A 25,886-nucleotide genomic window follows, 5' to 3' on the forward strand; every position below is an offset into this window, starting at 1 on the left:
GGGGATTCGCCCCCTCACTGGGGCCGAGCGCTGTCCGGAAAGCGCACGGATCGCGCACGGATAGCGCGCGGCCGCCGCGATCGAGCGACCTCCCCCGCGACCCGTCCGGGGCGAGCCCCGCCGACGCGGGAAGATGGGGGCATGACCCCGGCGCACCCGATCCTCGTGCTCGACTTCGACGGGACCGTCTGCCTCGGCGACGGCCCCGTCCTCGCCTACGCGGAGCTCCTCGACGCGGCCCTCGCCCGCGAGGGCCGCGCGAACGGTGTCGGCCGGACCCTGCGCTGGTTCCTCGGCGAGACCGACGCCATCCCGGACGACGTCCTCGTGGCGGCCGTCGACGGCTCCGCCGACGGCTACGCGGCCGCCGAGCGGGCGGCTCGCGCCCTGGGCGTCACCGACGCCGACCTGTCCGCCGCCTACGCGGGCAGCCGCGACGCCCTCGCCGCGGGGGCCGTCCCGACCTGGGCGCCGCCCGGCCTCGCCGACCTGCTGGCGTCGTTGCCCGGCGACGTCGAGGTCGTGCTGGTGACCAACGCCCCGGAGACCGGGGTCCGCGAGCAGCTCGCGCACCTCGGACTCGACGGCGTGATCCTCCGCGTCGTCGCGTCGGCGGGGAAGCCCGCCGGCATGGGGCCGATCCTCGAGGGCCTCCGGGCCGAGCAAGAGCCGCCCGCCCGCCCCGAGCGACTCCTCAGCGTCGGCGACATCTGGCGCAACGACCTCGAGCCCGCGTTCGCGCAGGGCTCCGTCACCGCCCTGATCGAGCGGTTCGCGGCTCCTGCGGGCGCGACGCCCACGTTCCGGGCGCCGACGATCGAGGGCCTCTACCCGGCGATCGCCTCCTGGGCCGGGGTGACGCGGAACGCGTGACCCCGGTGGTCCTCGGACAGGTGCGGGCCGGGCCTCTCGAGCATCTGCTCGCGGAGCGATCCGGTCGCGGCCTCCGCGGGCATCCTGCCGCGGCGACGGAGCTCGGGGACGACCAGCGTGGCGAAGTCCTCAAGGTCGGCCGTGCCGAACAGGGGCTCGAGCAGGAATCCGTCGAGATCGGTCTCGTCGACGAGGTGCTCCAGGGCGTCGGCCACCTCGGTGGTGCTGCCGGTCAGCTGCAGACCGCGGGTGCCCTTGCCCCGGAGATCGTCCAGGATCTCGCGCACGGTCGGAGCGGCGCTGCCGTCCTTTGGCAGGAACCGCTCGATGTTGGTCTGACCCATCTGACCCACCGGGCCGCCGTCGTCCTGGAGCTGCGTCAGGTCGCGGTCCGGGTCGAGCGCGAGCAGGTCGATGCCGGTGTTGCCGGCGTAGAGGACCGAGACGACCTCGTCGGTCTGCAGGTCGTCGAACGACTTCCGGAGGGCCTGGGCCTCCTCCGAGGTGGGAGCGACGACCACCGTCAGCCCCACGAGGATCTTGATCGACTGCGGGTCGCGGCCGTTCTCGGCGGCCTTGGCGCGGATGTCGGCGACGTTCGCCTTCGTGTGCGGGATGGTCGTCCCCTGCACGAAGACGCACTCCGCGTTCCGGGCGGCGTAGGCGCGGCCGCGGGCCGAGGTCCCCGCCTGGAAGAGGACGGGGGTGCGCTGCTTGGACGGGGTGACGGTGAAGTAGCCGGAGGAGCGGAAGTGCTCGCCCTCGAACTCGACGCGGTGGATCTTGTCGCGATCGGCCAGTACGCCGGCCTCGCGGTCGCCGCGGAAAGCGTCGTCCTCCCAGGAGCCCTCCCAGAAGGTCATGGCCAGGTCGACGTACTCGTCGGCCTGGTCGTAGCGCGCGTCGTGGCTGCGCATCGTCCCGTGCCCGAAGAGCTCGGCGATCGTGTTCTGCGACGCTCCCGTGACGATGTTCCAGCCGATCCGGCCGTCCGTCAGGTGGTCGAGGGTCGCGAACCGCCGCGCCGTCTGGAGCGGGTGGTCGAGCCCGGTGGAGGACGTCACGACGAAGCCGAGCCGCTCGGTCTCGCGCGCCAGCGTCGGGATCATGACGGCCGGGTCGATGCCCGGGAAGTTGATGCCGCCGCGCGCCGCCATCTCGGGCAGGTCGCCCGCGATCGTCGGATAGCCGAAGCCGTCCGCGAAGAACAGGAAGTCGAATCCCGCCCGGTCGAGGAGCTTGGCCATCCCGATCCAAAGATCGAGCTCGTGGTAGCGGAGGGAGTCGCTGCGGGGGTGGGACCAGCTCAACGTGCCGCCCACCTGGGGACCGGCGACCTCGAAGACGCCGAAGTGAATCTGCTTCATGGCCTCAGTGAACCAAATGGTTCACTCGTCGACCAGGCGCGAAACAGACTCTTAACACAGCCGTTCCCTAGTCGACTCGGGCGCGCTCCACGATCGACCGCAGCGCGTCGTCCGCGACCCGGCCGACGACTCCTGCGTCTCCGCCGGTGAGGAGCGTCGCCTGGAACCCGCGCCACATCGCGACCGTCTCGTGGGCCAGCAGGAGCGAACGCTCCGGCCCGACTCCCGAGACGCGGAACGCGGTGGCGACCGCGTCGACCCACTCGGAGCCGATCAGGCCCAGCAGCGTCGAGAAGCGCTCCCGCTCGAACCCCGCCAGCCCGAAGATCTCGAAGAAGAGACGGTGGAAGGGCAGATTCGCAGGATCCGAGACCACCCGCCAGACGCGGTCGAGGCGGTCCCCGAGGGGCACGGCCCGGTCGTCGAGCCCCACGAAGAGCGACGCCATCCCGGGGAACCGCGTCTCGGCACCGTGCAGCGCCTCGACCACGAGCTCCTCGCGGCTGCCGAAGTAGTAGAGCAGCATGCGGTTGTTCGACCCGACGGCCGTCGCCAGACTCCGGAGGGTGAGCTGAGCGATCCCGTTCTCCAGCACGTAGTCGACGATCTGCTCGAGGAGGCGCTCGCGACGGTCGACGGTGTCGGCCGGAACTGTTCGCGTCATGCGCTCGACGGTAACGGGTCGGACGGCCATGCGCTGAAGGCAACACCCCCGAAATGTGGGGGTAACAATCGCGGTCTAGTTTTGCGGGCATCACAGTCCACGGATGACCTGGCGAAACGCTCTCTCGTTCACCGCCGTCGTCCGCCTCCCCCACCCGATCCCACCTGGAGTGTCCATGAGCGCGTTCTCCGCCCCGCCCGTGTTGAAGAAAGACCTCGACCGCCGCGCCTTCTTCCGCCTCGGCGGAACCGTCGGCCTCGTCGCCGGCACCACGGCGCTCCTCGCCGCCTGCAGCGACTCCGCCGCCACCGGCGGTTCGTCGAGCGCCGCCGCCTCCGGCCCCGCGGCCGCGGGCAGCCTCGGCACGATCGCCCTGCAGCTCTCCTGGATCAAGAACATCGAGTTCGCCGGCGAGTACTTCGCCACCGAGAAGGGCTACTACACCAAGGCGGGCTTCAAGGAGGTCACCCTCCTCGCCGGCGGCGGCCAGACCGGTGCCGAGGAGGCCCTCCTCGCGGGCCAGGCGCTCGTCGGCCTCTCGTCGCCCTCCATCACGGCCCCGTCGATCGCCCAGGGCGCCGCCCTGAAGATCATCGGCACGACCTTCCAGAAGAACCCGTTCTGCCTCCTCTCCCTCAAGGAGAAGACGCCGATCAGCTCGGTCGCCGACCTCAAGGGCAAGCGCATCGGCGTCCAGTCCGGCGGCAACCAGACGATCCTCGCCGGCTTCCTGAAGGCGAACGGCCTCTCCGCGAGCGACGTCACCCTCGTCGCGACGCAGTACGACATCGCGCCCCTGGAGGCCGGGAAGTACGATGCGCACGTGTCGTACATCACCAACGAGCCGATCCTCGCGAAGAAGGACGGCTTCACGCCCGTCGTCCTCGGGTTCGCCGACAACGGCCTCCCGTTCGTGGCGGAGACCTTCACGGTCACCCAGGACTCCATCGACAACAAGCGCGACGTGCTCAAGGCCTTCCTCAAGGCCGAGATCCAGGGCTGGTCGGACGCCGTCAAGAGCCCCGAGCAGTCCGCCGAGTACGCCGTGTCGAAGTACGGCAAGGACCAGGACCTCGACAAGTCCGAGCAGGTCGCCGAGGCCACCGCGCAGAACACGCTGATCCTCACGGACGACGTGAACAAGAACGGTCTCTTCACGATGACCGACGCCCTCATCGCCGAGAACATCTCCTCCCTCAAGGCGATGGGCACGACCATCACGGCCGACAAGCTCTTCGACATGAGCATCATCGAAGAGGTCTACAAGGAGAACCCCGACCTCATCACCACCTTCACGATCCCGACGGCCTGACACCATGACACCCTCGCCCAGCACGATCCTCACGACAGCGACGAGCAGCCCGGCCTCCCAGCCGGAGCTCGCCACCGGCATCAACATCCAGGGGCTCACAAAGACCTTCCAGTTGGGACGCAAGTCGGTCCAGGCCCTGTCCGAGATCAACCTGGGCACCAAGAAGGACTCCTTCTTGACCCTCCTGGGCCCGTCGGGATGCGGGAAGTCCACGATCCTCCGCATCCTGGCGGGCCTCGAGAACCCGAGCTCCGGAACCGTCGTCGTCAACGGCAAGTCGGCCGCCGACGTGCAGCGCGGCCACGAGACCGGCATCGCGTTCCAGGACTCCGCGCTCCTGCCCTGGCGGAGCGTCGCCAAGAACATCCGCCTGCCGCTCGAGGTGGCCGGCATCACCCCGCCCGCGGGGCTCATCGACGACCTGATCGACCTCGTCGGCCTCAAGGGCTTCGAGAACGCCAAGCCGGCGCAGCTCTCCGGCGGCATGCGCCAGCGCGTCTCGATCGCCCGGTGCCTCGCGGTGCAGCCGACGATCATGCTCCTCGACGAGCCGTTCGGCGCCCTCGACGACATGACCCGTCAGCGCATGAACGTCGAGCTCCTGCGCATCTGGGGTGAGAAGCCCGCGACGACGCTCATGGTCACGCACGGGATCTCCGAGGCCGTCTTCCTCTCCGACGTCGTCGCCGTCATGTCGTCGCGACCCGGCCGCATCGCCGAGGTCGTCGAGATCGACCTCCCCCGACCCCGCCTGCCCGAGCTGACGCGCACGCCCGAGTTCCACGCCTACGTCGACCGCATCTCGGAGATCCTCTTCGGGGCTCACGGGACGGCGACCGATGACTGACCTCCGCAGCGAGACCGAGCGCGAGCTGGGCGAGAGCATCGCGCTCGACGCCGAGACCGCGCGGGGGCCGGCGAGGCGCTCGTTCCTCGGCAGCCTCCACGCCATGCCCGCCTGGGCGGGGGCCCTGCTCGGCATCGTCGTCATCCTCGTCGCCTGGCAGATCGTCGCGGTGACGTTCTTCCGGGTCACCGGCTCCGTGCCACCGCCCCTCGACGTCTTCGTCCAGCTCGCGCACGACCTCAACGACCTCGTGTACTGGCGCGCCATCGGCGTGACGGGCATGTCGGCGGTCTGGGGCTACCTCTGGGGCAACCTGATCGCGTTCTTCCTCGCCTTCCTCGTGCTGCTGCTGCCGTGGTTCGAGGGCATGTCGACCCAGCTCGCGGTCGTCTGCTCCTGCATCCCGCTCACCGCCATCGCGCCCATCGTGACCCTCATGTCGCCCGCCGGCAGCCGCAGCACCTCCATCTTCCTGGCCGCCCTCAGCGTCATCTTCACGACCGTCATCGGCACGCTGCTCGGGCTGAACGCGGCCAGCGAGACGCAGCTCGACGTGATCCGCGCCTACGGCGGCTCGCGGCTGACCCAGCTCATCAAGGTCCGCTTCGTCGCGGCGCTCCCGAGCATCCTGGCCGCCCTCAAGCTCGCGGCTCCGGCAGCGTTCCTCGGGGCCGTGCTCGGCGAGTACTTCCTCCTCGGGGTGGACTCGGGTCTCGGCATCCTGCTGCAGGCCGCCCAGGCGACCGCCTCGTCGGTGAAGCTCTGGGCGCTAGCCCTGATCTGCGGCGGCGTGGCCGGGATCGCCTACTTCGTCATCGGCCGCATCGCACGGCTCGTCACCCCGTGGTCGGCCGGCGACAGCCGCGCCGGGGAAGGCTTCTGATGGCCACCACCGCCCCCGTCTCCCGCCCCCGCAGCGCGGCCCCCGCGGTCAGCACGTCGGCGCGCTCGACCGCGAAGTACATCGGCCGTCGCATCCTGACCTCGCTCGTGACGATCGCCATCTCGGTCGTCGTGCTGGTGATCCTCTGGAACCTCGCCATCGTCGTGCTCCACGCGAACGCCTTCATCGCGAAGACGCCGCTCGACGTCTACCGGTGGTTCTTCGTGCAGAACCCGCTGAGCCTCACGACGCCCGCGCAGAACCGCACCCTGATCTTCGGCCTCCTGGGCGTGACCCTCGGGCACGCCGCCATCGGCTTCGTCTTCGGCGTCGGGTCGTCGATCGTCATCTCGGTCGTCTTCACCCTGATCCGGCCGATCGAGTTCATGTTCATGCCGATCGCCATGCTGATGCGCACGGTGCCGCTGCTCGCGATGGCTCCCGTCATCTATCTCGTCTTCGGCAACGGCCTCGTGACGGCCGGCTTCATCGGCGGCGTCGTCGTGTTCTTCCCGCTGCTCGTGAACCTCACCCTCGGCTTCCGGTCCGTCAGCGCTCAGTCGGTCGACCTCATCCGCGTCTACGGCGGGAGCCGCTGGACGATCATGCGCAAGGTCGCCATCCCGACCGCGCTGCCCTACTTCTTCGCGTCGATGCGGATCGCCGTGCCCGGCGCCATCACCGGAGCGATGCTCTACGAGTGGCTCTTCACCTACCAGGGCCTCGGCGCCGCCATCACGACGGCGAAGTCGCAGTCGCAGTACGGGCAGATCTGGGCCATCGTCGTGCTCATCACCCTGGTGTCGATCCTGCTCTACACGGTGACGACGTTCATCGAGGCGGCCGTCCTGGCCAAGTGGGGGCCGAACGCGGGCAAGGCCGCGGCGAAGTGACCCGCAGGATCCTCGTCGACACCGACACCGGGATCGACGACGCGCTGGCCCTGCTCTACCTGGCCGCCCAGCCCGACGTCGAGCTCGTCGGCATCACGGCCGTCTACGGCAACTGCGTGATCGACGACGCCCTGAAGAACATCGGTCACGTGCTCCGCCTCACCGGTCGCGCCTCCGTGCCCGTCGCGCGCGGCGCCTCCGGACCGCTCGAGTCCGAGGCCCACATCGCGCACTACGTCCACGGTCACGACGGCCTCGGCGACGTGATCGACGACCGCAGGATGCCCGACCACCTGCTCGACGAGACCGCCGCCGACCACCTCGTCCGCGTCGCCCGCACGCACCCCGGCGAGATCGACCTCCTCACCCTCGGCCCCCTCACCAACGTGGCCACGGCCCTCAGGATCGAACCGCGCCTCCTGACCCTCTTCCGCTCGATCACCGTCATGGGCGGCTCCGGCCCCTTCCCCCGGCCCGGGCTCACCGACATGATCGACGCCAACATCCAGAACGACGGGCCCGCGGCGCGCGAGGTGTTCGCTGCGGAGGCGACCAGGAGGCTCATGGTCGGCGTGAACGCCACGGCGACGGCCATCACCGACGAGAGTGCCGTCGAGGCCCTGACGTCGTCCGGGACGCCGACCGGCGAGTTCGCCGCGCGCATCCTGGCGACCTACCACGACTTCTACCAGCTCGCGTGGGGCCGACGCATCAGCCCCGTCCACGACGGTCTCGCCGCGGCCCTGATGCTCCACCCCGAGTGGATCGCCGCGAGCGTCACCGGCCCCGTGAACATCACCCACGACGGGTTCGCGACCCGAGCGCGCGTCATGCGCACCGCCTCCGGCGACCCGGTCGCGTGGCCGATCGACGAGACCCCGGACACGATCGCCGTGACGGCGGTCGACACCGCGCGCTTCCTCCCCGCCTTCCTCGACAGCCTGATCCAAGGAGCCCCCGCTTGACCACCGGCACAGAGACCGACACGGTCGTCCGCGACCTCACCGCCCTCCCCAAGGCGCACCTCCACCTCCACATGGAGGCGGCGATCCGGCCCGAGACCCTCACGGCCATGGGCGACGAGCTCGGCATCGTCGTACCGATGATCAAGGACTTCGACGACTTCACGCAGTTCAGCGACACCTACCGCGGGATGCTCGCCGTCCTCGCCCGGGAGGAGAACCTCTACCGGCTCATCGACGAGTCGCTGGAGGACTGCGCCCGCGAGGGCGTCGTCTACGTGGAGTTCGGGGCGAGCCCGCAGTTCTACACGGAGACCTTCGGGTCCGCCGAGAAGGCCCTGGAGGCGATGATCGACCGCTGCCGGACCACGGGCGACCGCCTCGGGGTCGAGGTCGGCCTCATGATCACCGTCGACCGCACCGAGAGCGTCGCCGACGCGAACGAGCTCGCCCGCCTCGCCGCCGCCTTCGCCGGCCGCGGGGTCGTCTCCCTCGGACTCGCGAACGACGAGCGCGGCAACCCGGCCGAGCGCTACGAGGAGGCGTTCCGGATCGCGAGGGACGCCGGCCTCCTCTCGACGCCCCACGCCGGGGAGCTCGCCGGGCCCGACCAGATCGAGGCGGCCCTCGACGCGCTCGGCGCCGACCGGATCCTGCACGGCGTCACGGCCGTCCAGAGCGCCGAGCTGATGGCGCGCCTCGCGCGCGACGGGATCTGCCTCGACGTCTGCCCGACCTCGAACCTCCTGCTCTCGGTGATCGACGAGATCGACGCCCACCCGCTGCGCCAGCTGCTCGACGCGGGGGTGCGGTGCTCGATCAACGCCGACGACCCGATCCTCTTCGGCCCGAACATCCTGGCCGAGTACCAGCTCGCCCGCGACGTCCTCGCCCTCACCGACGAGGAGCTCGCCGCCTGCGCGTGGAGCTCCGTCGAATGCGGCGGCGGTTCGGCGGCGCTCAAGGAGCGCGCGAAGTCGGACATCGCGGCGTGGCTCGCGTGAGCGGAGACGGGTTCGCCGGAGTCGACAAGTCCGCCGTCGGCCTGGGCGAGCGCCAGTACCATATCGGCGTCGCCCCGGGCGAGGTGTCGACCGTGGCGCTGCTGCCGGGCGACCCGTTCCGGGTGCCGCTCGTCGCGGAGTTCCTCACCGACGTGACGGAGGTGGCGCACCAGCGCGAGCACCGCACCCTCGTCGGCACCTACAAGGGCCGACGGATCACCGCGACCTCCACCGGCATGGGCTGCCCGTCGACCGCGATCGCGGCGGAGGAGCTGATCCGCGTCGGCGTCACCTCGCTCATCCGGGTCGGCTCGTCGGCCGGGCTCCAGGAGGGCGTCGAACCCGGCGACCTGCTCGTCTCCGAAGGGACGCTCCGCAACGACGGGACGACCGCGGCCTACGTGCACCCGGGCTACCCCGCCGTCCCCGACCTGCGCATCACCATGTCGCTCGACACGATCGCCCGCGCGATGGCGGAAGGAGCCGACTGGTCGGTCCACTCGGGTCTCAACGCCAGCGACGACGCGTTCTACGCCGAAGGCCCGGAGTGGATCGGAGAGCTCAACCGCCTCGGGATCCTCAACGTGGAGATGGAGAGCAGCGCCCTCTACGTCGTCGCCCGGCAGCGCGGCGTCCGCGCCGGCATGATCTGCGCCGCGTCGAGCAACCTCGTCACCGGAGCCAGTGTCTACGGCGACACGAAGAAGAAGCTCCAGGAGGGCTGGATGCGCTCCATCGAGGTCGCGCTCGAGACCGCCGTCGCCCTGGAGCTGTGATGCGGCGCCTGGTCGTCGAGGGGGCGTACGTCGCGACCGTCGACCGGTCCTCCCGCGAGTTCGACGGCGGACACGTCGTCGTCGACGACTCGCGCATCGTCGCGGTGGGCGACGGGCCGGCACCGGCCTGGGCCGTGGAGGGCAGGATGCCCGGGGGCGGCTCCGGCTCCGGCTCCGTCTCCGGTTCCGTCTCCGTCGAGCGGGTCGACGCCCGCGGCCACCTGCTGACGCCCGGCCTGATCAACACCCACCACCACCTCTACCAGTGGCTCACCCGCGGGATCGCGCAGGACAGCATCCTGTTCGACTGGCTCGTCGCCCTCTACCCGACCTGGGCGCGCATCGACGAGCCCCTCGTGGAGGCCGGCGCCGCCGCCGCCCTCGCGGTCCTGGCCCGCTCGGGGTGCACGACCGTCGGCGACCACCACTACGTCTTCCCGCAGGGCTCCGGCGACATCCTCGCCGGCATCGTCCGGGCGGCAGGAGCCGTCGGCGTCCGCCTCCACGCCACCCGCGGCTCCATGGACCTCGGCTCCTCGCAGGGCGGCCTGCCGCCGGACTTCGCCGTCGAGACCACCGATGCCGCCCTCCTCGCCTCCGCCGACGCCGTCGAGCGCTTCCACGACCCGTCGGCCGACGCCCGCGTGCAGATCGCGATCGCCCCGTGCTCGCCGTTCTCCGTGACGTCGGACCTCCTGCGGGAGGCCGCCGTCCTCGGTCGCTCGCTCGGCGTGCGACTCCACACGCACGGCTCGGAGACCGTCGAGGAGGACGCCTTCTGCCTCGAACGGTTCGGCAGGACGCCCACCCAGTACCTCGAGGATCTCGGCTGGCTCGGCGACGACGTCTGGATGGCCCACTGCGTGCACCTCGACGACCACGCCATCTCCCGATTCGCCGCCACGGGCACGGGCGTCGCCCACTGCCCGTCGTCGAACGCGCGACTCGCGGCCGGGATCGCGCCGGTGCCGCAGCTCCTGCGAGCCGGTGTCCCGGTCGGTCTCGGCGTCGACGGGTCCGCCTCGAACGAGTCGGGGCAGCTCGGCAGCGAGATCCGGCAGGCCGTTCTCCTCAACCGGCTGCGCGCCGGAGCCGACGGTTTCTCCGTCCGCGACGGCCTCGGCCTCGCGACCATCGGGGGCGCGCGCGTGCTCGGTCGCGAGCGCGACCTCGGCTCGATCGAGGTCGGCAAGCTCGCCGACCTGGCCCTGTGGCGGATCGACGGCGTCGAGTTCGCCGGCATCGCCGACCCCGTGGCCGCTCTCGGGCTCGGTGCGCTGCCGCCGGTCGCGCGGCTCTGGGTCGGCGGCGAGACGGTGGTCGACGGGGGTGCGCTCGCCGGCGCCGACGAGGGGTTGCTCGCCGAGGCCGCCGCGCGCGCGTCACGGGAGCTGGCGGCGAGGGTCTAGCCGCAGGGTCTGCCGCAGGGTCTAGCCCCTCGGGCTCGACTCTCCTAGGGTGAAGCGGACCGCAGTGCTGCGGTGCTGCGCCTCCGCAGTTCCCCCTCTCGACCAGGAGTGGCCTTGACCGACGTCGTCCTCTTCCACCACGCCCTCGGGCTCACCCCCGGCGTGATCGCCTTCGCCGATGAGCTGCGCCTCGCCGGGCACCTCGTGCGCACCCCCGACCTCTTCGAGGGCCGCACCTTCGACTCGATCGACGAGGGCCTCGCCTACGTCGACGGCATCGGATTCTCGACGGTCATCGATCGAGCCGCGGAGCTCGTCGACGACCTGCCCGTCGACGTCGTCTACGCCGGCTTCTCGCTCGGGGTCGTGCCCGCGCAGTACCTGGCGCAGACGCGGGCCGGGGCATCCGGCGCCCTCTTCTACTACTCGTGCGTCCCCGTGACGGAGTTCGGCGACTCCTGGCCCGCCGCGGTGCCGGTCCAGGTGCACGGGATGGACAGGGACCCCTTCTTCGCCGAGGAGGGCGACATCGACGCCGCGCGCGACCTCGTCGCCCAGGCCGAGGACGGCGAGCTCTTCGTCTACGAGGGCGACCAGCACTACTTCGCCGACCGGACGCTCCCGTCATACCGCGAGGAGGCGGCGACGCTGCTCCTCGCGCGGTCGCTGGACTTCCTGGCGCGACGGTAGCGGGCGGTCGGGCTCTCGCGGGCCGGTCTCCGCGGTCGCGCCCTGCTCGAGCGGGTTCCGGGGCGGGCGGCCAGCGGGGCCGTGGTTGGCTGGAGGTATGACAGACCCGACCCTCCCCACCGTGCTGATCGCAGGATGCGGCGACCTCGGCATCGAGACCGGCCGCCGGTTCGCCGCGCTCGGGCACCGGGTCGTCGGCCTCCGCCGCGACGCGTCGAAGATCCCCGCTCCGCTCCACGGGGTCTCGATCGACCTGCGTCGGGAGATCCCCGAGGTGACGCCCGACGTCGGCATCGTCGTCGTCGCGGTGGCGGCGGGCGAGCGGAGCGCCGAGGCCTATCGGGCGACGTACCTCGACGGGCTCCGGAACGTGCTCGACGGGGTGGAGCGCGCGGGGGTGAGCCCGCGGATCCTGCTGGTGTCGTCGACCGCCGTCTACGACGTCGACGACGGGAGCGTCGTCGACGAGTCGACGCCCGCGACCTCCGCGGCACCGACCGCGACCGTGCTGCGCGAGACGGAGGAGCTGCTCGCCGAGCGCGCCCCCGGCGGCGTGATCCTCCGGCTGGGCGGAATCTACGGACCCGGTCGCGACCGCACCTTCACGCAGGTGCGCGAGGGGCGGGCGCGCATCCCGGCCGTCCCGCGTCACCTCAACCACCTGCACCGCGACGACGCGGCCGAGGCGATCGTGCACCTGACGACGCGGGTCGAGGATCCTGCGCCCCTGTACCTCGGGGTCGACGACGACCCCGCCGACGTCGGCGAGACGCTGGCCTTCATCGCCCGGGAGCTCGACCTGCCCGAGCCGTTCCGCGAGTCGGCGGCGGAGGGCGGGCGTGCCGGTGGTCCCGGTGACAAGCGGTGCAGCAACGCGCTCCTCCGGTCGACGGGGTTCATGTTCGCCTATCCGAGCTACCGCGAGGGGTATCCGCCGCTGCTGCGGGGCGAGTAGGGCGGCTCGTCTGCGAGGTTCCGCGGCGCCTCGTCGGGGCCTCCCCCGGCTTCGTGATCGAGGCGGTGGACGGGTCGGCTTCTGGCATCGGTGCTATCGTTCGGAGCGCTCACGAAGGGCACGACGAGGGACCCAAAAGCGCGCAGCTCAGCAGCCGTTCCGTCGGGTTCGTCCGGAGGCGTCGCTGAGGGCTGATCAGCGAGTCATCCGGACGACGGCGAGACGGGCTGGTCCGATCAATTCGTCTTTGACTTCGCCGTCGCGTTCGAAACCGTTCCGGCGGTAGAACGCTTCCGCACGAGGATTGTCCGCAGCCATCCACAGATAGGCGGCGGCGTTCCCGACCGCCGCATCCAGGAGTTGCTGCCCCGCACCTGAACCGTAAGCGGAAGCCACTACGTAAATACCCTCGAGTTCGCGCGTGCGTACGGCGTCCCGATCCCGTCCCGGACCTGCGGATGCCCAGCCGATGATCCTCGTTCCATCCAACGCGACGAACACCTCTGTGACCCCATCGGCAATGATCGTGGCCCACCCGGACTCGCGTCGCTGAACATCGAGCGACGCGAGGAAGTCTCCAGGCAGAAGGTGTGCGTATGCCTCACGCCACGCCTGCACGTGGACGGCGGCGATCCCGGCGGCGTCAGCGGCACGCGCCGGACGGACGAGAGTGTGTCCCATCGGAAAAGGGTAGTCCCGGCCGAGACTTCCTTACTCGTGCGCGTCGGGTCCGCTGAACGATCAATCGTTTGTCACATGGTGGAGGCGGTTTCCGTGGCGGCCAGGTGGCGAACCATGATGAGTGTCGGCCCCGGCCAGTCCAGACCATGGTGTTCTCGGCATGCGCATCATGAACCCCAAGGGCGACGTCAGGTCTCTTGCGTGTCAGCAGAGAGCATTGCTTGATTGCACACCGCCCGCGGCCGATCGAGGTACATCGACGATGTGAATGATCTCGCCGACTGCTAGCTCGGGGTAGGTCCCCAGGAATCGGCCTCCGGATGTGAGTTGCCACCAGCGGACATGGAGGCGGTTGCACACCGCACCGGCTGTGTCTCCGCTCGCGACCAGGTACTGGACTGGAATGCCTTCTGCATTCGTGGTGACTCGGCCGTTCGCGCCTTCTGCGGGCCCGGTGTCCTTTGCCACGTTCCAGGCCGGAACCGACGTCGATGTCGCGGCGGGAGCGGTTTTCGGTGGGTTCACCGCAGCGGTTGACGTGACCGGGGATGACTCCTGGTTCGGGGTCGTCCTGCTCGATGTCGGAGTCGATGTTGTCGTCTCGGAGGTGCAGCCCGCGACGCCCAAGGACAGAATCACCGCGATAATTACAACTGTTTGCGAAGAGTTGAGGTGCCGTTTCATGGTCCCCCATCAGATGGTTGTGTCGAAACAATGCAATGCCGGAACGCTCGGCCGAGACGGACGGGGAACCCGACATAGTTACCCACTCTTCCGACGAAATACCTTGAGACTTCCACATCTCGACAGCGCGACCCTCCTTCGAGAGGATGATTCCGACACCATCTCGCCTCAGCGCCCTACTCTCTATCCGTCGAGTTCTACGGACACGCGCACCGTCCGAGGTGATGACCCGCAAGCCGGACCTCTACCAGGCGACAACGCTCGACGATTGATCGAGGGCAACCGCCGGGCAACACTATTCGGCGGAGTCGTCGAGGTCCTCACGGTAATCAGGCCGAATGACGACGCCGCCAAGCTTTCGTTGAATTCCTCGAAGGGCTGTGATGGTCTCGCCATCCGTGAAGCCGGTGATCGTCGACCACTCGACTCCGGCTCCGATCACGTCACTCGCGAAGAGCACTTCAAGCGACAGGAGGGCCCGAGTCCAATCGGACCTGGTCAACGGCAAACCCTGGGAGACCGACCGAGATAGTCGCCGTCCGTCGACGAGAAGAGAGCTTGCGCTCTCGAAGCCGAATGCTCGCGCTATCGCGTCATTGCCCCGAGCAGTCCCGTTCCATTCGTCACAGCCGCGAGAAAGCACACCGCGTTCAAGTACCGTCAACTCGAGGTCGATCGGTTCACGAGACATGGCCCGATGATGGCAGACCCCGAGAACAGCGCCACATCGGCGCTCCAGCGAGGGTGGACAACTGGAGAGATCGTCAGCGCACTTGGTTCCGTGGTTCGTAGTCCTCGATATCCACTAAGGCCGGTACTTCTCGGGTTCCTCGTAGAGCTTCCGGGCCGACGGATCCTGGGAGTGCCCGCCGTTTCCCCCACCGAGTTGCGTGAGCGCGTCAGCCACGAGCCGCATCCCCCAGGCAAACGCCTTGCCGATCCTTGTCGCCATGATCTGCTCCTCCGATACCGCGCAGGCTACGCCTCCTGACCATCGATCCGCGAGTCATCTGCCGGGTCGCGGAGGCCGGACTCTCACCGTGTGGCTCGCCGCGTCATCGGGGCGACTGATCGCACGGTCGTGTGACACCCTGTCGCCAACAGTCGCATCGTCCGACGCCCCGACTCCCCCGTGGAATGCCCGCCGCCCCGGCGAGGTTGCAGCGGAGGACGAGGGAGGCTCTGGTGAACGTGATCCGGTGGCTGTTCGACGCGCAGCTCGTGATCGGTGATCAGACGATCCTGTGGCGCGAGATAGTCGGCAACGTGTTCGGCCTCGCGAGCGCGCTGGGCGGCATGCGCCGACGCGTCTGGGGTTGGCCGGTCGGCATCGTCGGCAACGCTCTTCTTTTCACCGTGTTCCTCGGCGCCGTGTTCGAAACGCCTCACCCCGTCAACCTGCTCGGCCAGGCCGGCCGGCAGATCATGTTCATCGTCGTGTCGATCTACGGCTGGTGGCGCTGGCGGCAGAGCCGGACCGACGACGGGACCGCGATCGAGCCGCGCTGGGCCGGAGCGCGCTCTCGCATCCTGCTCGCCGTCGCCCTCGTCGGCGGCACCGCTGCGCTGACCCCGCTGTTCCGGGCCCTCGGTTCGTACGAGCCGGTCTGGGCGGACGCCTGGATCTTCACCGGCTCGCTCCTCGCCACCTACGGGATGGCGAAGGGCTGGGTCGAGTTCTGGCTGATCTGGGTGGCGGTCGACATCGTCGGCGTGCCGCTGCTGTTCGGCGCTGGGTACTACGCGTCCGGCCTGATGTACATCGTCTACGGGGCGTTCACCCTCACGGGGTTCGTCGTCTGGGCCCGGGGACGCTCCCGCCGCCGGATCCAGCCCGCCGCAGCCGACCTCGGTCTCATCCCGCGCTGACGGGTCCGCGGCCTCAGCCGCCCCCCTCTCGACGCGGACGCATCCTGACCCGAACGCGGAGTGGCCCGCCGCCTCACGGACGACGGGCCACGGACGCGCGTTCCCTACGGGCCGGAGACGAGACTGACCGGCGTGCCGACGGCCTGCGTGGTGGCCGGAGCCCCGGTGTCGTTCACGACGTGGTCGAGCGTGCCCGCACCGAGGTTCACGGTGAGGAGGTCGTGGAGCTGGACCCCCGGAGTCACCGGCACCTCGAACCCGTGCGTCGCGTGGATCGTCGGATCGACGTTCGTGAAGATGTACGACCCTCCGCCCCAGAGCGTGTGGGTCTTCACCCGGTCGGAGACCTTGTAGCCCGCGTAGCCGAGGATCCCGTCGTGCTGCCACGCCGCCTGGTTCGGGGCGTCGTAGGGCAGCTCGTTCTGGAAGAAGATCGTGATGCCGCGCTCCCCGTTCCAGACGACGTTGTCCTTCTGGTAGTGCTCCACGAACAGGCCGGTCGCGGTGACGTCGTCGCCGTTCACGACGACTCCCGTGTCGGCCGTGTTGACCGTCCAGCCGACGCCGTTGCCGTGGTCCGCCCGCCAGGCCCAGATGTCGTCGAGGATCACGTGGCTGCTGTTGACGACGAGGCTCGTCGTGGCCTTGCCGACGTGCGGGCCGCCGATGCGGAAGAAGACGTCCTGCAGGGCGGTCGGGTTCGACGCGCTGCTCGAGTGGTCGTCGTGTCCGCGGCCGTCGCTGCCCTTCTTCCCGTGGTCGTCACGGCCGTGGTCGTCACGACCCCGGTCGGAACCGACCTGGAGGAGCGAGCGCGAGTTGACGGATCCTGCGTCGATCATGATCCCCGCGATGTCGACGCCGGGCACGTTGCCGACGACGATCGGCGTGGAACCGCGCTCGGCCGTCAGCGTCGCGAGGCCGAGGCCCAGGACGACGGTGTTCGCCCGATCGATCCGGATGCTGCGGTCGATCGAGTAGACACCGGGCGTCAGCAGCAGGTTCTTGCCGCGGGCGACCTGGCGGCCGATGGTCGAGGCGCTGTCCGTCGGCTTCGCGACGTAGAAGGAGTCGAGCGAGAGCGAGCGACCGGGGGTCTGGCCCGCCGCCCAGGTCGTGCCCGACGAGTTGGTGCGAGCGGTCGGCACGAAGACGCGCCAGGCGCCCTTCTGGTCGAGATAGAGGTACGGCTTCTCCTTGCTCGCAGGAGTCGCGGCGAGCGTCGTGTACGGCGGCGTCGGGAACGACTGGGCCGGCGCCCCGACGACACCCGAGAAGACCTGGTTCCAGACGCCGTTCGACCAGCTGCCGACCTGGCTGTCCCGCGTGAGGAACTGCTGCTGAGAACCGTTGGTCACGGCTCCTGCGCGCGAATCGGCGAAGAAACCACCGCTCGCGTACTGCGGGCCCGCGGTGCAGTAGTCCATGAACGTGAGCGGACCCCCGACGATGTCGACGCGCCGCAGGGGCGAGGCCTGCGAGACGGCCCAGAACTCGGTATTGGCACGGCAGCCCGTGCCTCCTGCCGGGGCGATCGTCAGGTTCGACATCGAGCGCCAGAAGTTGTCCAGAGCGATGCAGTTGTCGGCCGTCAGGCAGCGGTTGAAGACGTCGACCTGGCCGTTGATCGTGACGTCCTTCGGCGACTGACCGAGGCCGGCGACCTCGGTGTAGTAGCCGACCTGGAACACGAGCGGATTCGTCGGCGTGCCGTAGACGCCCGGCTCGAAGAGGAGCGCGTAGCGGCCGGTGCCCTCCTCGCTGTCGACCTGCTGCGCCGCGATGGCGTCGACGCGGGCCTGGATGTCGGCGATCGGCATGCTCGGGTCGAAGACGACGACGTTGGGGCCGAGGTCCTGTCGACGCGGGTCGCTCACCGGGTGCTGCTTCGTGGACGCCGCGGGTGCGGCCGAGGTAGGTGCGGCTGAGGTGGGATGGGCGGCGGTGGGTGCAGCGGAGGCGGCGGACGCCAGCCCCGTGACCGACGTCACCCCGAGAGCGAAGGCCGCGAGCACGACGACCGCGCGGCGAGAACGGATCGACTTCATCGTCGGAACCTGATTTCTGTGATCGGAGTCGGCCCCGATGCCGACGTGGGGAGCGTACGCCCTCGCGCGGGTGCGCGTCACGCCGTGGCTCGTACCCGTTTCGTGGCTCCTGCGTGGCGGCGCGGGGCGGGAGCCGCCGGTCACACGGAGGCGAGACTCCACGAAGTGCGACGTTTCACGAAAGTGAGCGGCGTGTTGTGGAGTCACACGCCGCGCGGGGCCGGAGCCGCCGCACGCACGCGCACGAGACTCCACGAAGTGCGACGTTTCACGAAAGTGAGCGGCGTGTTGTGGAGTCTCGCGCAGCGCGGAGCAGCGCGGAGCAGCGCGGCGCGACGCGGCGCAGCGCAGAGCGGAGCGGAGCAGCGCAGCGCGCGGGCGAACCCGCGTCAGCGCGCGGGGCCGAGCAGCACAGCGAAGAGCGCGACGGCGCCGCCGACGATGTAGAGCAGCGTGCCGAGCTGCATGGTGCGCGTCTTGTTGCGGTCGGCGATCGGCACGGAGACCTCGAGGACCGGGCATCCCGACCACCCGATCAACCCGATGCTGAGGGCGACGAGGAACGAGCCGATCCACCACACGATCTGCAGCCCACCCGCGAGCACGGCCGGACGCCACCCCGACGAAAGAAGCAGCCCCAGCACGATCGCGACGGTTCCCACGGCCGCCCCGAACCAGAGCGTGCCAGTCCACATGATGCGTTGGAGGTTCTTCTCGGGGGTCATCAGATCGTGAGTCACGAGAACATCATTCTCCTGTCCGGGCACGTTCGCGAATCGGCCGGAGGCGCCTCTTCCTCCGGCGATCCGGAAGTCGTAGTGTGAGGCGACACGAAGGCACCGCAGGGGGTTCCCATGAGCGCGAACAAGTACGGCCCGGAAGCACCGCACCGACCCACCACCAACTACGGCACGGGGCTGCCCTACGAGGCTCCGGAGGTTCCTCGGCACTATCACGACGACGACGCTCGACCGCAGGATGCCCGGGGCCGCGTCACCCGCCTCGCGCTCGCCCTCGTCCTCGCCGTCCTGGGTGTCCTCGCCGTCGTGCAGCTCGTGGCGACCATCGTCGCCGTGGCCGCCCAGTCGTCCCAGCCCGCCGTCGACGGCGCGGGGAGCCAGGCCCTGGTCGGCATCGTCGGGTCGGCTCTCGTGGCGGCGCTGTTCCTGGCGTACCCCGTGGTCGTCGCCGTGCGGCTCGTCCGCGCCCGACGCGCCCGCGCCTAGCCCGAGCCGCTCGCGCTCCGGCTCCACCCCGCGAGACTCCACGACACGCCGCTCACGTTCGGTGGGCGTGGCGAAACGTGGAGTCTCGCACCGGCGACGCCGCGCGGCCGCCGCGTCAGCGCAGACCGACGGGCGACACGACCAGCTCGTCGATGCGCACGTGCGGCGGTGACTCCAGCACGAACTGCACGGTCCGCGCGACGTCGTCGGCGGTGAGCATCGCCAGCCGCTGCGACGCGTCGGGGACGCTCGGTCGCTGCGACAGGAAGTCCGTGTCGACGTCGCCCGGGCAGAGGTGGCAGGCGCGCACGCCGGAGGCGGCGCCCTGGTCGTTGAGGCTGCGGCAGAGTGACCCCAGGGCGGTCTTGCTCGCCGAGTAGGCGACTCCTGCGCCCGGTTGGAACGACCACGCGGCGAACGACGACACGACGACGACCGTGCCGCCGCCGGCCGCGCGCATGCCCGGCAGCACCGCGTCGACGAAGCGCGCCGTGGCCACGAGGTTGGTGTCGACGATGGCGGTGAAGTCGGCCAGGCTCTGGTCGGCCCAGGTGCGCGCCGGGGCGTTGAGCCCGGCGGCGAGCACCAGATCGGTGACCGGGCCGCGGGAGGCGCGGAGCGACTCCGCCGCCTCCTCGACCGCCCCGTCGACGGTCACGTCGACCGGGAGGACCGTGGCGCTCCCGCCCGCCTCCGTCACGAGCCGCGCCGTCTCGTCGAGCGCCTCGCGGCGCCGACCGCTGAGGGCCACGTCGTAGCCGGCGGCCGCGGCGCGCACCGCGGCGGCCCGGCCGATCCCGCTTCCCGCTCCGGAGATCCACACCAGCCGGTCGCTCACGAGGTCGCCGCCCTGTCGTAGGCCTTCGAGGGGATCTGCGTGGCGAGTTTCCCGCCGCTCACGTCGACGAGCGTTCCGGTGATGTACCCGGCGGAGTCGCTCGCCAGGAAACGCACGAGATCGGCCACGTGCGACGGCGACCCCCACTCGCGCAGGGTGAGGGTGTCGAGGAGGACGTCCTGGGCATCCTGCGCCATCTCGGCGAAGCCGTTGATCGAGGTGGGGATCATGCCGGGCGCGTAGGCGTTCACCGTGACTCCTGCGGGGCCGAGCTCCCCGGCGAGAGACCTGGTGAGCTGCACCACGGCGGCCTTGGAGGCGGCGTAGACACCGCCGCCGACGCTCGGGACGATGGCCGCGAACGACGCGGCGTTGATGATGCGACCGCTCCCGCGCTCACGGAGGTGCGGCGCCACGGCCTGGACGACCCGGATGATGCCGCCCACGTTCACGTCGAAGCAGCGTTTCCACGCCGCCTCGGGAACCTCCTCGACGTAGCCCTCCGCGTTGATGCCCGCGTTGTTGACGACGACGTCGATGCGTCCGTGGCGACGCAGGATGCCCGACACGGCGTCGTCGACGGCCGTCCCGTCGGTCACGTCGCACTCCGCGGTGTCCGCTCGGCCCGCGGCTCCCGACGTCGCTGCGAACGACTCCAGCTCGGCGCTCGGCAGATCGAGGGCCACCACGGTCGCGCCGTCCCCGAGGAAAGCCTCCGCGATCACCCGCCCGATGCCGCGCGCGGCGCCCGTGACGACGACCACCCGCCCGGTGAAGTCGATGCGGATGGAGGCGTCGTCGTCGACTGGCTGCATGACCCCATGCTGGCACGCCGACCGCGCGGGGCGCTCGGGTGGGCGTGCGCCGGGCTCAGAGCCGCGCGATCTCCGCGTCCGCCAGACCCAGCGACCGCAGGTACCCGGCGACGGAGCCGAAGCGCCGCTCGACCTCGCGGACGAGGTGCTGCGCCGTCTCCGGCACGCACCGGTGCATGCGCCGCGTGTACGCGAGATCGTCCGACTCGGCGAGCTCGCGCCGGAAACGGTCCGCGAGCGCCGGCCCCGTGCGCGCGTAGTCGACGCCGATCACGTCGAGGTCGGCGCCCCAGAGTCGCGCGAGGAGGGCGCTCACGACCCCGGTGCGGTCCTTTCCCGCCGAGCAGCAGACGACGACGTCGCCGTCGGTCTCGGCCAGCGCGTGGAAGACGAGGGCGATGGTGCGACGGTGCCGGTCGATCCAGTCGTCGTACTGGCCTTCGAGCTCGAGGTCGGTCGGCCCTTCGACGGACTGCGCGGGGTCGAAGAACGGCACCGCACGGTAGCCCGCCCGGTCGCGGAGCGGATGGGGCAGGACGTCGATCTCGTCCTGTCGCCGCAGGTCGACGACGTGCGCGACCGTGGACGGATAGGCGCCCGGATCGACGTCGCCGGTGTTCGACCGGAACACGGTGCGGCGCCGCCCGCGCTGCAGGTCGGGGTCTCCGACGGGGCGGAGGTTGGCGAGGGTCGACTCCTGCGTCATACCGCGAGCCAACCACGGCTTCATGCCCGTGCGAACTCCGGCAGCTCGGCGAGTCGCTCGCGGAAGACGGCGAGCGCCCCGTCGTGGAACGCCTCCATCTCGTCCGCCGCAGCGTCGGCGTCCCGCCGGGCGGCGGCCTCGACGACGGCCGCGAACGAGGCGTCCACGAGGTCGACGGGGAGGAGGTGCGCGTGGATCCCGCTCATGCGCTCCAGGTGCGGGGTCAGACGGTCGAGCGTCCGCTCGAGCGGCACGTTGTCGGCGGCCCGGACGAAGACGCGCAGGAACCCGCCCGCGAACGCGCCCGAGAAGATGGCCTCGCCGTCGACTGAACGGCGGCCGTGACCGAGCTTCGTCGCCCACCGTCGGAGCGCGGCGATCTCGTCGTCGCGGAGCTTGGGCGTGGCCGAGCGCACGGCGAACATGTACAGGGCCCGCGCCACCTCCTGCGTGTCGAGGTAGCGGTCGAGATCGAGCGGTGTCACGCGCGTGAAGCGGTTCGGCACCGACTCCACGAGGCCGAGGTGGCGGAGCCGCAGCAGCGCCGTGCGGACGGTGCCGCGCGAGAAGCCCAGCCGGGCGGCGAGTTCCTGGTCGTGGAGGCGCTCCCCAGGGGCGAGTCGGCCGCGCACGATGTCGTCGCGGAGGAGGTCGAACACGTGGTCGCTGCGAAGGTCGCGCGTCGGGATCGCCGGTGATTCACGCGTCGGGACGGGCATCCTGCAGCCTTCCGCTCGGGACGACCGCGTCCTCCGACGCCGTCCCCTCCGCCGGGTCGTCCAGGGCGGACATCCAGGCGCGCATCGGACCCGACGTGAACGCGCGGAGCCCCGTCGCGAAGCCGTCGACGTCGTGATCGCGACACCGCCGAATCACGTCGGTGAAGAACGCGTGCACGGCCGCGGTGTCCATCGCCGCTTTGAACCGGTTGACGCCGAGGGCCAGCACGGGGTCGTGCACGCGGATGCTCTCGAGCAGCACCTCGTTCGGGCAGTGCTCGAGGATCGCCGCGACGAAGCGGTCGATCACGGTCGGCCCGGGTGGGAAGTCGCGGGGGTCGGTCACCGCGAGCTCGGCGTTCATCGCCTCGAGGTCGCCGATCCGGTCGACGGGGAACCGCAGGATGCCCCGCTGCATGCCCCGGGCGACGAGCGCCGCCCAGACCGCTGCGCTGTCCACGTACAGACGCGGCGAGACGCTGGCGACCCGCGTGAACCGCTTCGGCGAGAGCTCGACGAGGCCGAGGTCGGAGAGCCGATCGATGGCCTCGCGGATCGGGGCGCGACTCACGCCGAGCCACTCGGTGAGCTCGTCGTCGCGGAGCCGCGTTCCGGGGGCCAGCGTCCCGTCCAGGATCGCCGAGGTCAGGCGGGAGAGGACGCTCTCGCGCAAGAAGGTGCGGGAGCCCTCGTCGTCGCCCATCGCCACCCCTCCGAAGCGTTCCCGACCGACGGCGGTCGGCCGCGGGTCGAGGGAACGATACCGCGCCCGGGTGGGAGGCGATGGGCGACGAGGGTGTCAGTTGACGTCGGCGTCGACCCAGTCGAACGTCTTCGTGACGGCCTTCTTCCAGTTGCGGAGCTGGCGGTCGACCTCGGCCTGGTCCATGGACGGGGTCCAGCGGCTGTCCTCCTGCCAGTTGGAGCGCAGCTCGCCGAGGTCGCTCCAGAAGCCCACCGCGAGGCCGGCCGCGTAGGCGGCACCGAGCGCGGTCGTCTCCGCGACGACGGGACGCACGACGGGCACGCCGAGGATGTCGGCCTGGAACTGCATCAGCGTGTTGTTGGCGATCATGCCGCCGTCCACCTTCAGCTCGGTCAGGTCGACGCCGGAGTCGGCGTTCACCGCGTCGAGGACCTCGCGGGTCTGGAACGCGGTCGCCTCGAGCGCGGCACGGGCGATGTGCCCCTTGTTGACGTAGCGGGTCATGCCGACGAGGGCGCCCCGGGCGTCGGAGCGCCAGTACGGCGCGAACAGGCCGGAGAACGCGGGCACGAAGTACACGCCGCCGTTGTCGTCGACGGTCTTGGCGAGCGTCTCCACCTCGGGGGCGGACTTGATGATGCCGAGGTTGTCGCGGAGCCACTGGATCAGCGAACCCGTGACGGCGATCGAGCCCTCGAGCGCGTAGTGCGGTGCCGCGTCGCCGAGCTTGTAGCCGAGCGTCGTGAGGAGCCCGTTCTTCGAGTGGACGATCTCCTCGCCCGTGTTGAAGATGAGGAAGTTGCCGGTGCCGTAGGTGTTCTTCGACTCGCCCTGGTCGAACGCCGCCTGCCCGAACGTGGCGGCCTGCTGGTCGCCGAGGATGCCGGCGATCGGCACCTCGCGGAGGAGGCTCGAGTCGGAGACGTGGCCGTAGACCTCGGAGGACGACTTGATGGCGGGGAGCATCGAGCGGGGCACGTCGAAGGCCTCGAGGATGTCGTCGCGCCAGTCGAGCGTCTCGAGGTCCATGAACAGGGTCCGGGAGGCGTTCGTGACGTCGGTGACGTGCACGCCGCCGTTCACGCCGCCGGTGAGGTTCCAGAGGACCCAGGTGTCGGTCGTGCCGAAGAGCAGGTCGCCGGCGTCCGCCTTGGCGCGCGCGCCCTCGACGTTCTCCAGGATCCAGACGATCTTCGTGCCGGCGAAGTAGGTCGCGAGGGGCAGGCCCACGGTCGGCTTGAAGCGCTCGACGCCGCCGTCGGCCGCGAGACGGTCGACGATGGACTGCGTGCGGGTGTCCTGCCAGACGATGGCGTTGTAGACGGGCTTGCCGGTGTTCTTGTCCCAGACGACGGCGGTCTCGCGCTGGTTCGTGATGCCGACGGCCTTGATGTCGTGCCGCGTGATGTTCGCCTTGGACAGGGCCTGGCCGATGACCTCGCGGGTGTTGTTCCAGATCTCCAGCGGGTCGTGCTCGACCCAACCGGCCTTCGGGAAGATCTGCTCGTGCTCGAGCTGACCCGTGGAGACGATCGAGCCGGCGTGATCGAAGATGATCGCGCGCGTGCTGGTGGTGCCCTGGTCGATTGCGATGACGTAGTCGCTCACTGAATGAACTCCATTGTTGACGTGAGGGCGAGCAGCGACCGGGTGTCGCTCCCGCTGGCGCGGCCTCTTCGAGACCGGCCACTCGGAATGTAGCGGCATCTGCACCTCCTCCAGATGTGAATGCACGTATGTGCACCGTCTGAGCCCGCACGGGTCCCCCGCGAGGGCTGCGCCGGGGCACAGGCGTGCACAAACGTTCACGTTCACTCGTTCGCGTTCACTCGTTCCCGCTGCCTGCCTCCGGCGGTCGTTAGTGTTCTCGTCAGGGTCGCGTCGACGTGTCGCGATCGGCGTCCGGCAGGAGGAGACGACGTGCAGCACGACATTCACCTGGACGGCTTCGGCATCCGCCTCGAGCCCGTCACCGCCGACCACGCGTCGGACCTCTGGGCCCTCACCGACGACGAGCTCTGGGCCGGCATGACGACACCGCGCCCGACCGATCCCGCGGACTACGCCCGGCACATCGTCACGCAGCAGGAGACCCCCGGGATGCTGGCGTTCGCCGTGATCGACGACACCGACGGCAGGATCCTCGGCTCGACCTCCCTCTACGACCTCTCGATCCCCCAGCGCCGCGTCGAGATCGGCAGCACGTGGTACGGCCGGGCGTCCTGGGGCGGTCGCACCAACCCGGCGGCGAAGTACCTCCTGTTCCGGCACGCGTTCGAGACGCTCGGGCTCGCCCGGGTCGCTCTGCGGTGCGACGCGCGGAACACGCGGAGCGCTGCGGCGATCCGGCGGCTGGGGGCCGTTCCGGAGGGCATCCTGCGGGCGCATCGCGTGGCCGCCGACGGGAGTCGCGGCGACACGGCGTACTTCTCGGTCGTCGAGGAGGAGTGGCCGGCCGTCGCCGCCGGGCTGTTGGCCCGCCTTGCTGCGGCTGGCTGAGGCCGCCTGGGACTCCACGTTTCGCCACGCCGGCGGAAAGTGAGCGGCGAGTCGTGGAGTCTCGCCGGGCGCGAGCCGGGCGCGCTTCACAGCGGCCGCGAGACTCCACGTTTTGCCACGCCGGCAGAAAGTGAGCGGCAAGTCGTGGAGTCTCGCCGGGCGCGCGCCGGGGCGCGCCCCACAACGGCCGCGAGACTCCACGTTTGGCCACACCGGCAGAAAGTGAGCGGCGAGTCGTGGAGTCTCGCCGGGCGGGAGCCGGGGCGCGCTGCACAGCGGCCGCGAGACTCAACGTTTTGCCACGCCGGCAGAAAGTGAGCGGCAAGTCGTGGAGTCTCGCCGGGCGCGCGCCGGGGCGAGCCAGCGCGCGCCGGGGCGCGCCGGCGCGCGCCGCACAGGGTCCAGGAGACTCCACGTTTGGCCACGCCGGCAGAAAGTGAGCGGCGAGTCGTGGAGTCTC

General features: G+C 70.4%; 27 protein-coding genes. 14 read left to right on the top strand and 13 right to left on the bottom strand.

What is annotated here, in order from left to right; all coding sequences use genetic code 11:
• The first annotated feature begins 141 nt into the window (after nucleotides 1-141).
• On the top strand, nucleotides 142-873 hold the full coding sequence (locus AS850_RS12560; RefSeq protein ID WP_119869433.1) for an HAD family hydrolase: 732 nt from the start codon (nucleotides 142-144) through the stop codon (nucleotides 871-873).
• Here AS850_RS12560 and AS850_RS12565 read toward each other — a convergent pair.
• Both AS850_RS12565 and AS850_RS12570 read right to left on the bottom strand, forming a co-directional pair.
• Nucleotides 828-2,240, bottom strand: a complete 1,413-nt coding sequence (locus AS850_RS12565) for an NtaA/DmoA family FMN-dependent monooxygenase (RefSeq protein ID WP_119869434.1) — start codon at nucleotides 2,238-2,240, stop codon at nucleotides 828-830. The genes AS850_RS12560 and AS850_RS12565 overlap by 46 nt on opposite strands.
• 67 nt (nucleotides 2,241-2,307) lie before the next feature.
• Complete coding sequence (locus AS850_RS12570; RefSeq protein ID WP_164088452.1) at nucleotides 2,308-2,904, bottom strand: TetR/AcrR family transcriptional regulator; 597 nt, start codon at nucleotides 2,902-2,904, stop codon at nucleotides 2,308-2,310.
• A 103-nt stretch (nucleotides 2,905-3,007) separates the two neighbouring features.
• Between AS850_RS12570 and AS850_RS12575 the strand changes: the two genes are divergently transcribed.
• The 10 genes from AS850_RS12575 (at nucleotide 3,008) to AS850_RS12620 (ending at nucleotide 12,635) form a co-directional block, all read left to right on the top strand.
• A complete protein-coding gene (locus AS850_RS12575; RefSeq protein WP_216819744.1) occupies nucleotides 3,008-4,216 on the top strand; it encodes an ABC transporter substrate-binding protein in 1,209 nt (402 codons plus the stop codon).
• Nucleotides 4,217-4,220: 4 nt separating this feature from the next.
• The gene (locus AS850_RS12580) at nucleotides 4,221-5,063 is read left to right on the top strand and encodes an ABC transporter ATP-binding protein (RefSeq protein ID WP_119869436.1); all 843 of its coding nucleotides are present in this window, start codon (nucleotides 4,221-4,223) and stop codon (nucleotides 5,061-5,063) included.
• Entirely contained in the window at nucleotides 5,056-5,946 is an 891-nt protein-coding gene (locus tag AS850_RS12585) for an ABC transporter permease (protein WP_119869437.1), read from the top strand. The genes AS850_RS12580 and AS850_RS12585 overlap by 8 nt, the downstream gene beginning before the upstream one ends.
• Nucleotides 5,946-6,839 (top strand): ABC transporter permease, encoded by an 894-nt coding sequence (locus AS850_RS12590; RefSeq protein ID WP_119869438.1) that lies wholly within the window; start codon nucleotides 5,946-5,948, stop codon nucleotides 6,837-6,839. Before AS850_RS12585 ends, AS850_RS12590 begins: the two co-directional genes overlap by 1 nt.
• The gene (locus AS850_RS12595; protein WP_164088453.1) at nucleotides 6,836-7,804 is read left to right on the top strand and encodes a nucleoside hydrolase; all 969 of its coding nucleotides are present in this window, start codon (nucleotides 6,836-6,838) and stop codon (nucleotides 7,802-7,804) included. The genes AS850_RS12590 and AS850_RS12595 overlap by 4 nt, the downstream gene beginning before the upstream one ends.
• Complete coding sequence (gene add, locus AS850_RS12600) at nucleotides 7,801-8,805, top strand: adenosine deaminase (RefSeq protein WP_216819746.1); 1,005 nt, start codon at nucleotides 7,801-7,803, stop codon at nucleotides 8,803-8,805. The genes AS850_RS12595 and add overlap by 4 nt, the downstream gene beginning before the upstream one ends.
• Nucleotides 8,802-9,581 (top strand): nucleoside phosphorylase, encoded by a 780-nt coding sequence (locus tag AS850_RS12605; protein WP_164088454.1) that lies wholly within the window; start codon nucleotides 8,802-8,804, stop codon nucleotides 9,579-9,581. Before add ends, AS850_RS12605 begins: the two co-directional genes overlap by 4 nt.
• Nucleotides 9,581-10,990, top strand: coding sequence for an 8-oxoguanine deaminase (locus AS850_RS12610; protein WP_119869441.1), 1,410 nt, complete (start codon nucleotides 9,581-9,583; stop codon nucleotides 10,988-10,990). Before AS850_RS12605 ends, AS850_RS12610 begins: the two co-directional genes overlap by 1 nt.
• 114 nt (nucleotides 10,991-11,104) lie before the next feature.
• Nucleotides 11,105-11,680 (top strand): dienelactone hydrolase family protein, encoded by a 576-nt coding sequence (locus tag AS850_RS12615; RefSeq protein ID WP_119870304.1) that lies wholly within the window; start codon nucleotides 11,105-11,107, stop codon nucleotides 11,678-11,680.
• A 97-nt stretch (nucleotides 11,681-11,777) separates the two neighbouring features.
• The gene (locus tag AS850_RS12620) at nucleotides 11,778-12,635 is read left to right on the top strand and encodes an NAD-dependent epimerase/dehydratase family protein (protein WP_119869442.1); all 858 of its coding nucleotides are present in this window, start codon (nucleotides 11,778-11,780) and stop codon (nucleotides 12,633-12,635) included.
• Nucleotides 12,636-12,830: 195 nt separating this feature from the next.
• Here AS850_RS12620 and AS850_RS12625 read toward each other — a convergent pair whose 3' ends face one another.
• From AS850_RS12625 to AS850_RS16555, 3 genes are all read right to left on the bottom strand, one after another.
• Nucleotides 12,831-13,316, bottom strand: a complete 486-nt coding sequence (locus AS850_RS12625; protein WP_119869443.1) for a GNAT family N-acetyltransferase — start codon at nucleotides 13,314-13,316, stop codon at nucleotides 12,831-12,833.
• Nucleotides 13,317-14,295: 979 nt separating this feature from the next.
• Nucleotides 14,296-14,691 carry a hypothetical protein gene (locus tag AS850_RS16310; protein ID WP_123955511.1) on the bottom strand — a complete coding sequence of 132 codons (396 nt, stop codon included), beginning with the start codon at nucleotides 14,689-14,691 and terminating at the stop codon, nucleotides 14,296-14,298.
• Between the two features lie 114 nt (nucleotides 14,692-14,805).
• On the bottom strand, nucleotides 14,806-14,952 hold the full coding sequence (locus AS850_RS16555) for a hypothetical protein (RefSeq protein ID WP_164088455.1): 147 nt from the start codon (nucleotides 14,950-14,952) through the stop codon (nucleotides 14,806-14,808).
• A gap of 233 nt (nucleotides 14,953-15,185) precedes the next feature.
• On the opposite strand from AS850_RS16555, the gene pnuC reads away from it, so the two are divergent.
• On the top strand, nucleotides 15,186-15,869 hold the full coding sequence (gene pnuC / locus AS850_RS12630) for a nicotinamide riboside transporter PnuC (RefSeq protein WP_119869444.1): 684 nt from the start codon (nucleotides 15,186-15,188) through the stop codon (nucleotides 15,867-15,869).
• A gap of 104 nt (nucleotides 15,870-15,973) precedes the next feature.
• Here the strand turns inward: pnuC and AS850_RS12635 are convergent, their stop codons facing one another.
• On the bottom strand, nucleotides 15,974-17,917 hold the full coding sequence (locus AS850_RS12635) for an adenylyl cyclase (protein ID WP_119870305.1): 1,944 nt from the start codon (nucleotides 17,915-17,917) through the stop codon (nucleotides 15,974-15,976).
• Between the two features lie 389 nt (nucleotides 17,918-18,306).
• The gene (locus tag AS850_RS12640; RefSeq protein WP_123955512.1) at nucleotides 18,307-18,657 is read right to left on the bottom strand and encodes a hypothetical protein; all 351 of its coding nucleotides are present in this window, start codon (nucleotides 18,655-18,657) and stop codon (nucleotides 18,307-18,309) included.
• Nucleotides 18,658-18,771: 114 nt separating this feature from the next.
• Here AS850_RS12640 and AS850_RS12645 point away from each other — a divergent pair, with 114 nt between their 5' ends.
• The gene (locus tag AS850_RS12645) at nucleotides 18,772-19,143 is read left to right on the top strand and encodes a hypothetical protein (protein ID WP_119869446.1); all 372 of its coding nucleotides are present in this window, start codon (nucleotides 18,772-18,774) and stop codon (nucleotides 19,141-19,143) included.
• 115 nt (nucleotides 19,144-19,258) lie between these two features.
• On the opposite strand, the gene AS850_RS12650 is transcribed toward AS850_RS12645, so the two are convergent.
• The 6 genes from AS850_RS12650 to glpK all read right to left on the bottom strand — a co-directional run bounded on the left by AS850_RS12650 (nucleotide 19,259) and on the right by glpK (nucleotide 24,535).
• On the bottom strand, nucleotides 19,259-19,981 hold the full coding sequence (locus AS850_RS12650) for an SDR family oxidoreductase (protein ID WP_164088456.1): 723 nt from the start codon (nucleotides 19,979-19,981) through the stop codon (nucleotides 19,259-19,261).
• Nucleotides 19,978-20,796 carry an SDR family NAD(P)-dependent oxidoreductase gene (locus AS850_RS12655; RefSeq protein ID WP_216819748.1) on the bottom strand — a complete coding sequence of 273 codons (819 nt, stop codon included), beginning with the start codon at nucleotides 20,794-20,796 and terminating at the stop codon, nucleotides 19,978-19,980. The genes AS850_RS12650 and AS850_RS12655 overlap by 4 nt, the downstream gene beginning before the upstream one ends.
• A gap of 55 nt (nucleotides 20,797-20,851) precedes the next feature.
• Nucleotides 20,852-21,502 (bottom strand): tyrosine-protein phosphatase, encoded by a 651-nt coding sequence (locus AS850_RS12660; protein WP_164088457.1) that lies wholly within the window; start codon nucleotides 21,500-21,502, stop codon nucleotides 20,852-20,854.
• Between the two features lie 20 nt (nucleotides 21,503-21,522).
• Nucleotides 21,523-22,221: a GntR family transcriptional regulator gene (locus AS850_RS12665; RefSeq protein WP_119869448.1), complete on the bottom strand. Its 699-nt coding sequence runs from the start codon at nucleotides 22,219-22,221 to the stop codon at nucleotides 21,523-21,525.
• Entirely contained in the window at nucleotides 22,202-22,924 is a 723-nt protein-coding gene (locus tag AS850_RS12670) for a GntR family transcriptional regulator (protein ID WP_119869449.1), read from the bottom strand. Before AS850_RS12670 ends, AS850_RS12665 begins: the two co-directional genes overlap by 20 nt.
• Nucleotides 22,925-23,020: 96 nt before the next feature.
• Nucleotides 23,021-24,535 carry a glycerol kinase GlpK gene (glpK, locus tag AS850_RS12675; protein ID WP_119869450.1) on the bottom strand — a complete coding sequence of 505 codons (1,515 nt, stop codon included), beginning with the start codon at nucleotides 24,533-24,535 and terminating at the stop codon, nucleotides 23,021-23,023.
• 312 nt (nucleotides 24,536-24,847) lie between these two features.
• Between glpK and AS850_RS12680 the strand changes: the two genes are divergently transcribed.
• Nucleotides 24,848-25,426 carry a GNAT family N-acetyltransferase gene (locus AS850_RS12680; RefSeq protein ID WP_119869451.1) on the top strand — a complete coding sequence of 193 codons (579 nt, stop codon included), beginning with the start codon at nucleotides 24,848-24,850 and terminating at the stop codon, nucleotides 25,424-25,426.
• Nucleotides 25,427-25,886: the final 460 nt, after the last annotated feature.

The organism is Frondihabitans sp. 762G35 (assembly GCF_002074055.1).
Lineage (GTDB): Bacteria > Actinomycetota > Actinomycetes > Actinomycetales > Microbacteriaceae > Frondihabitans.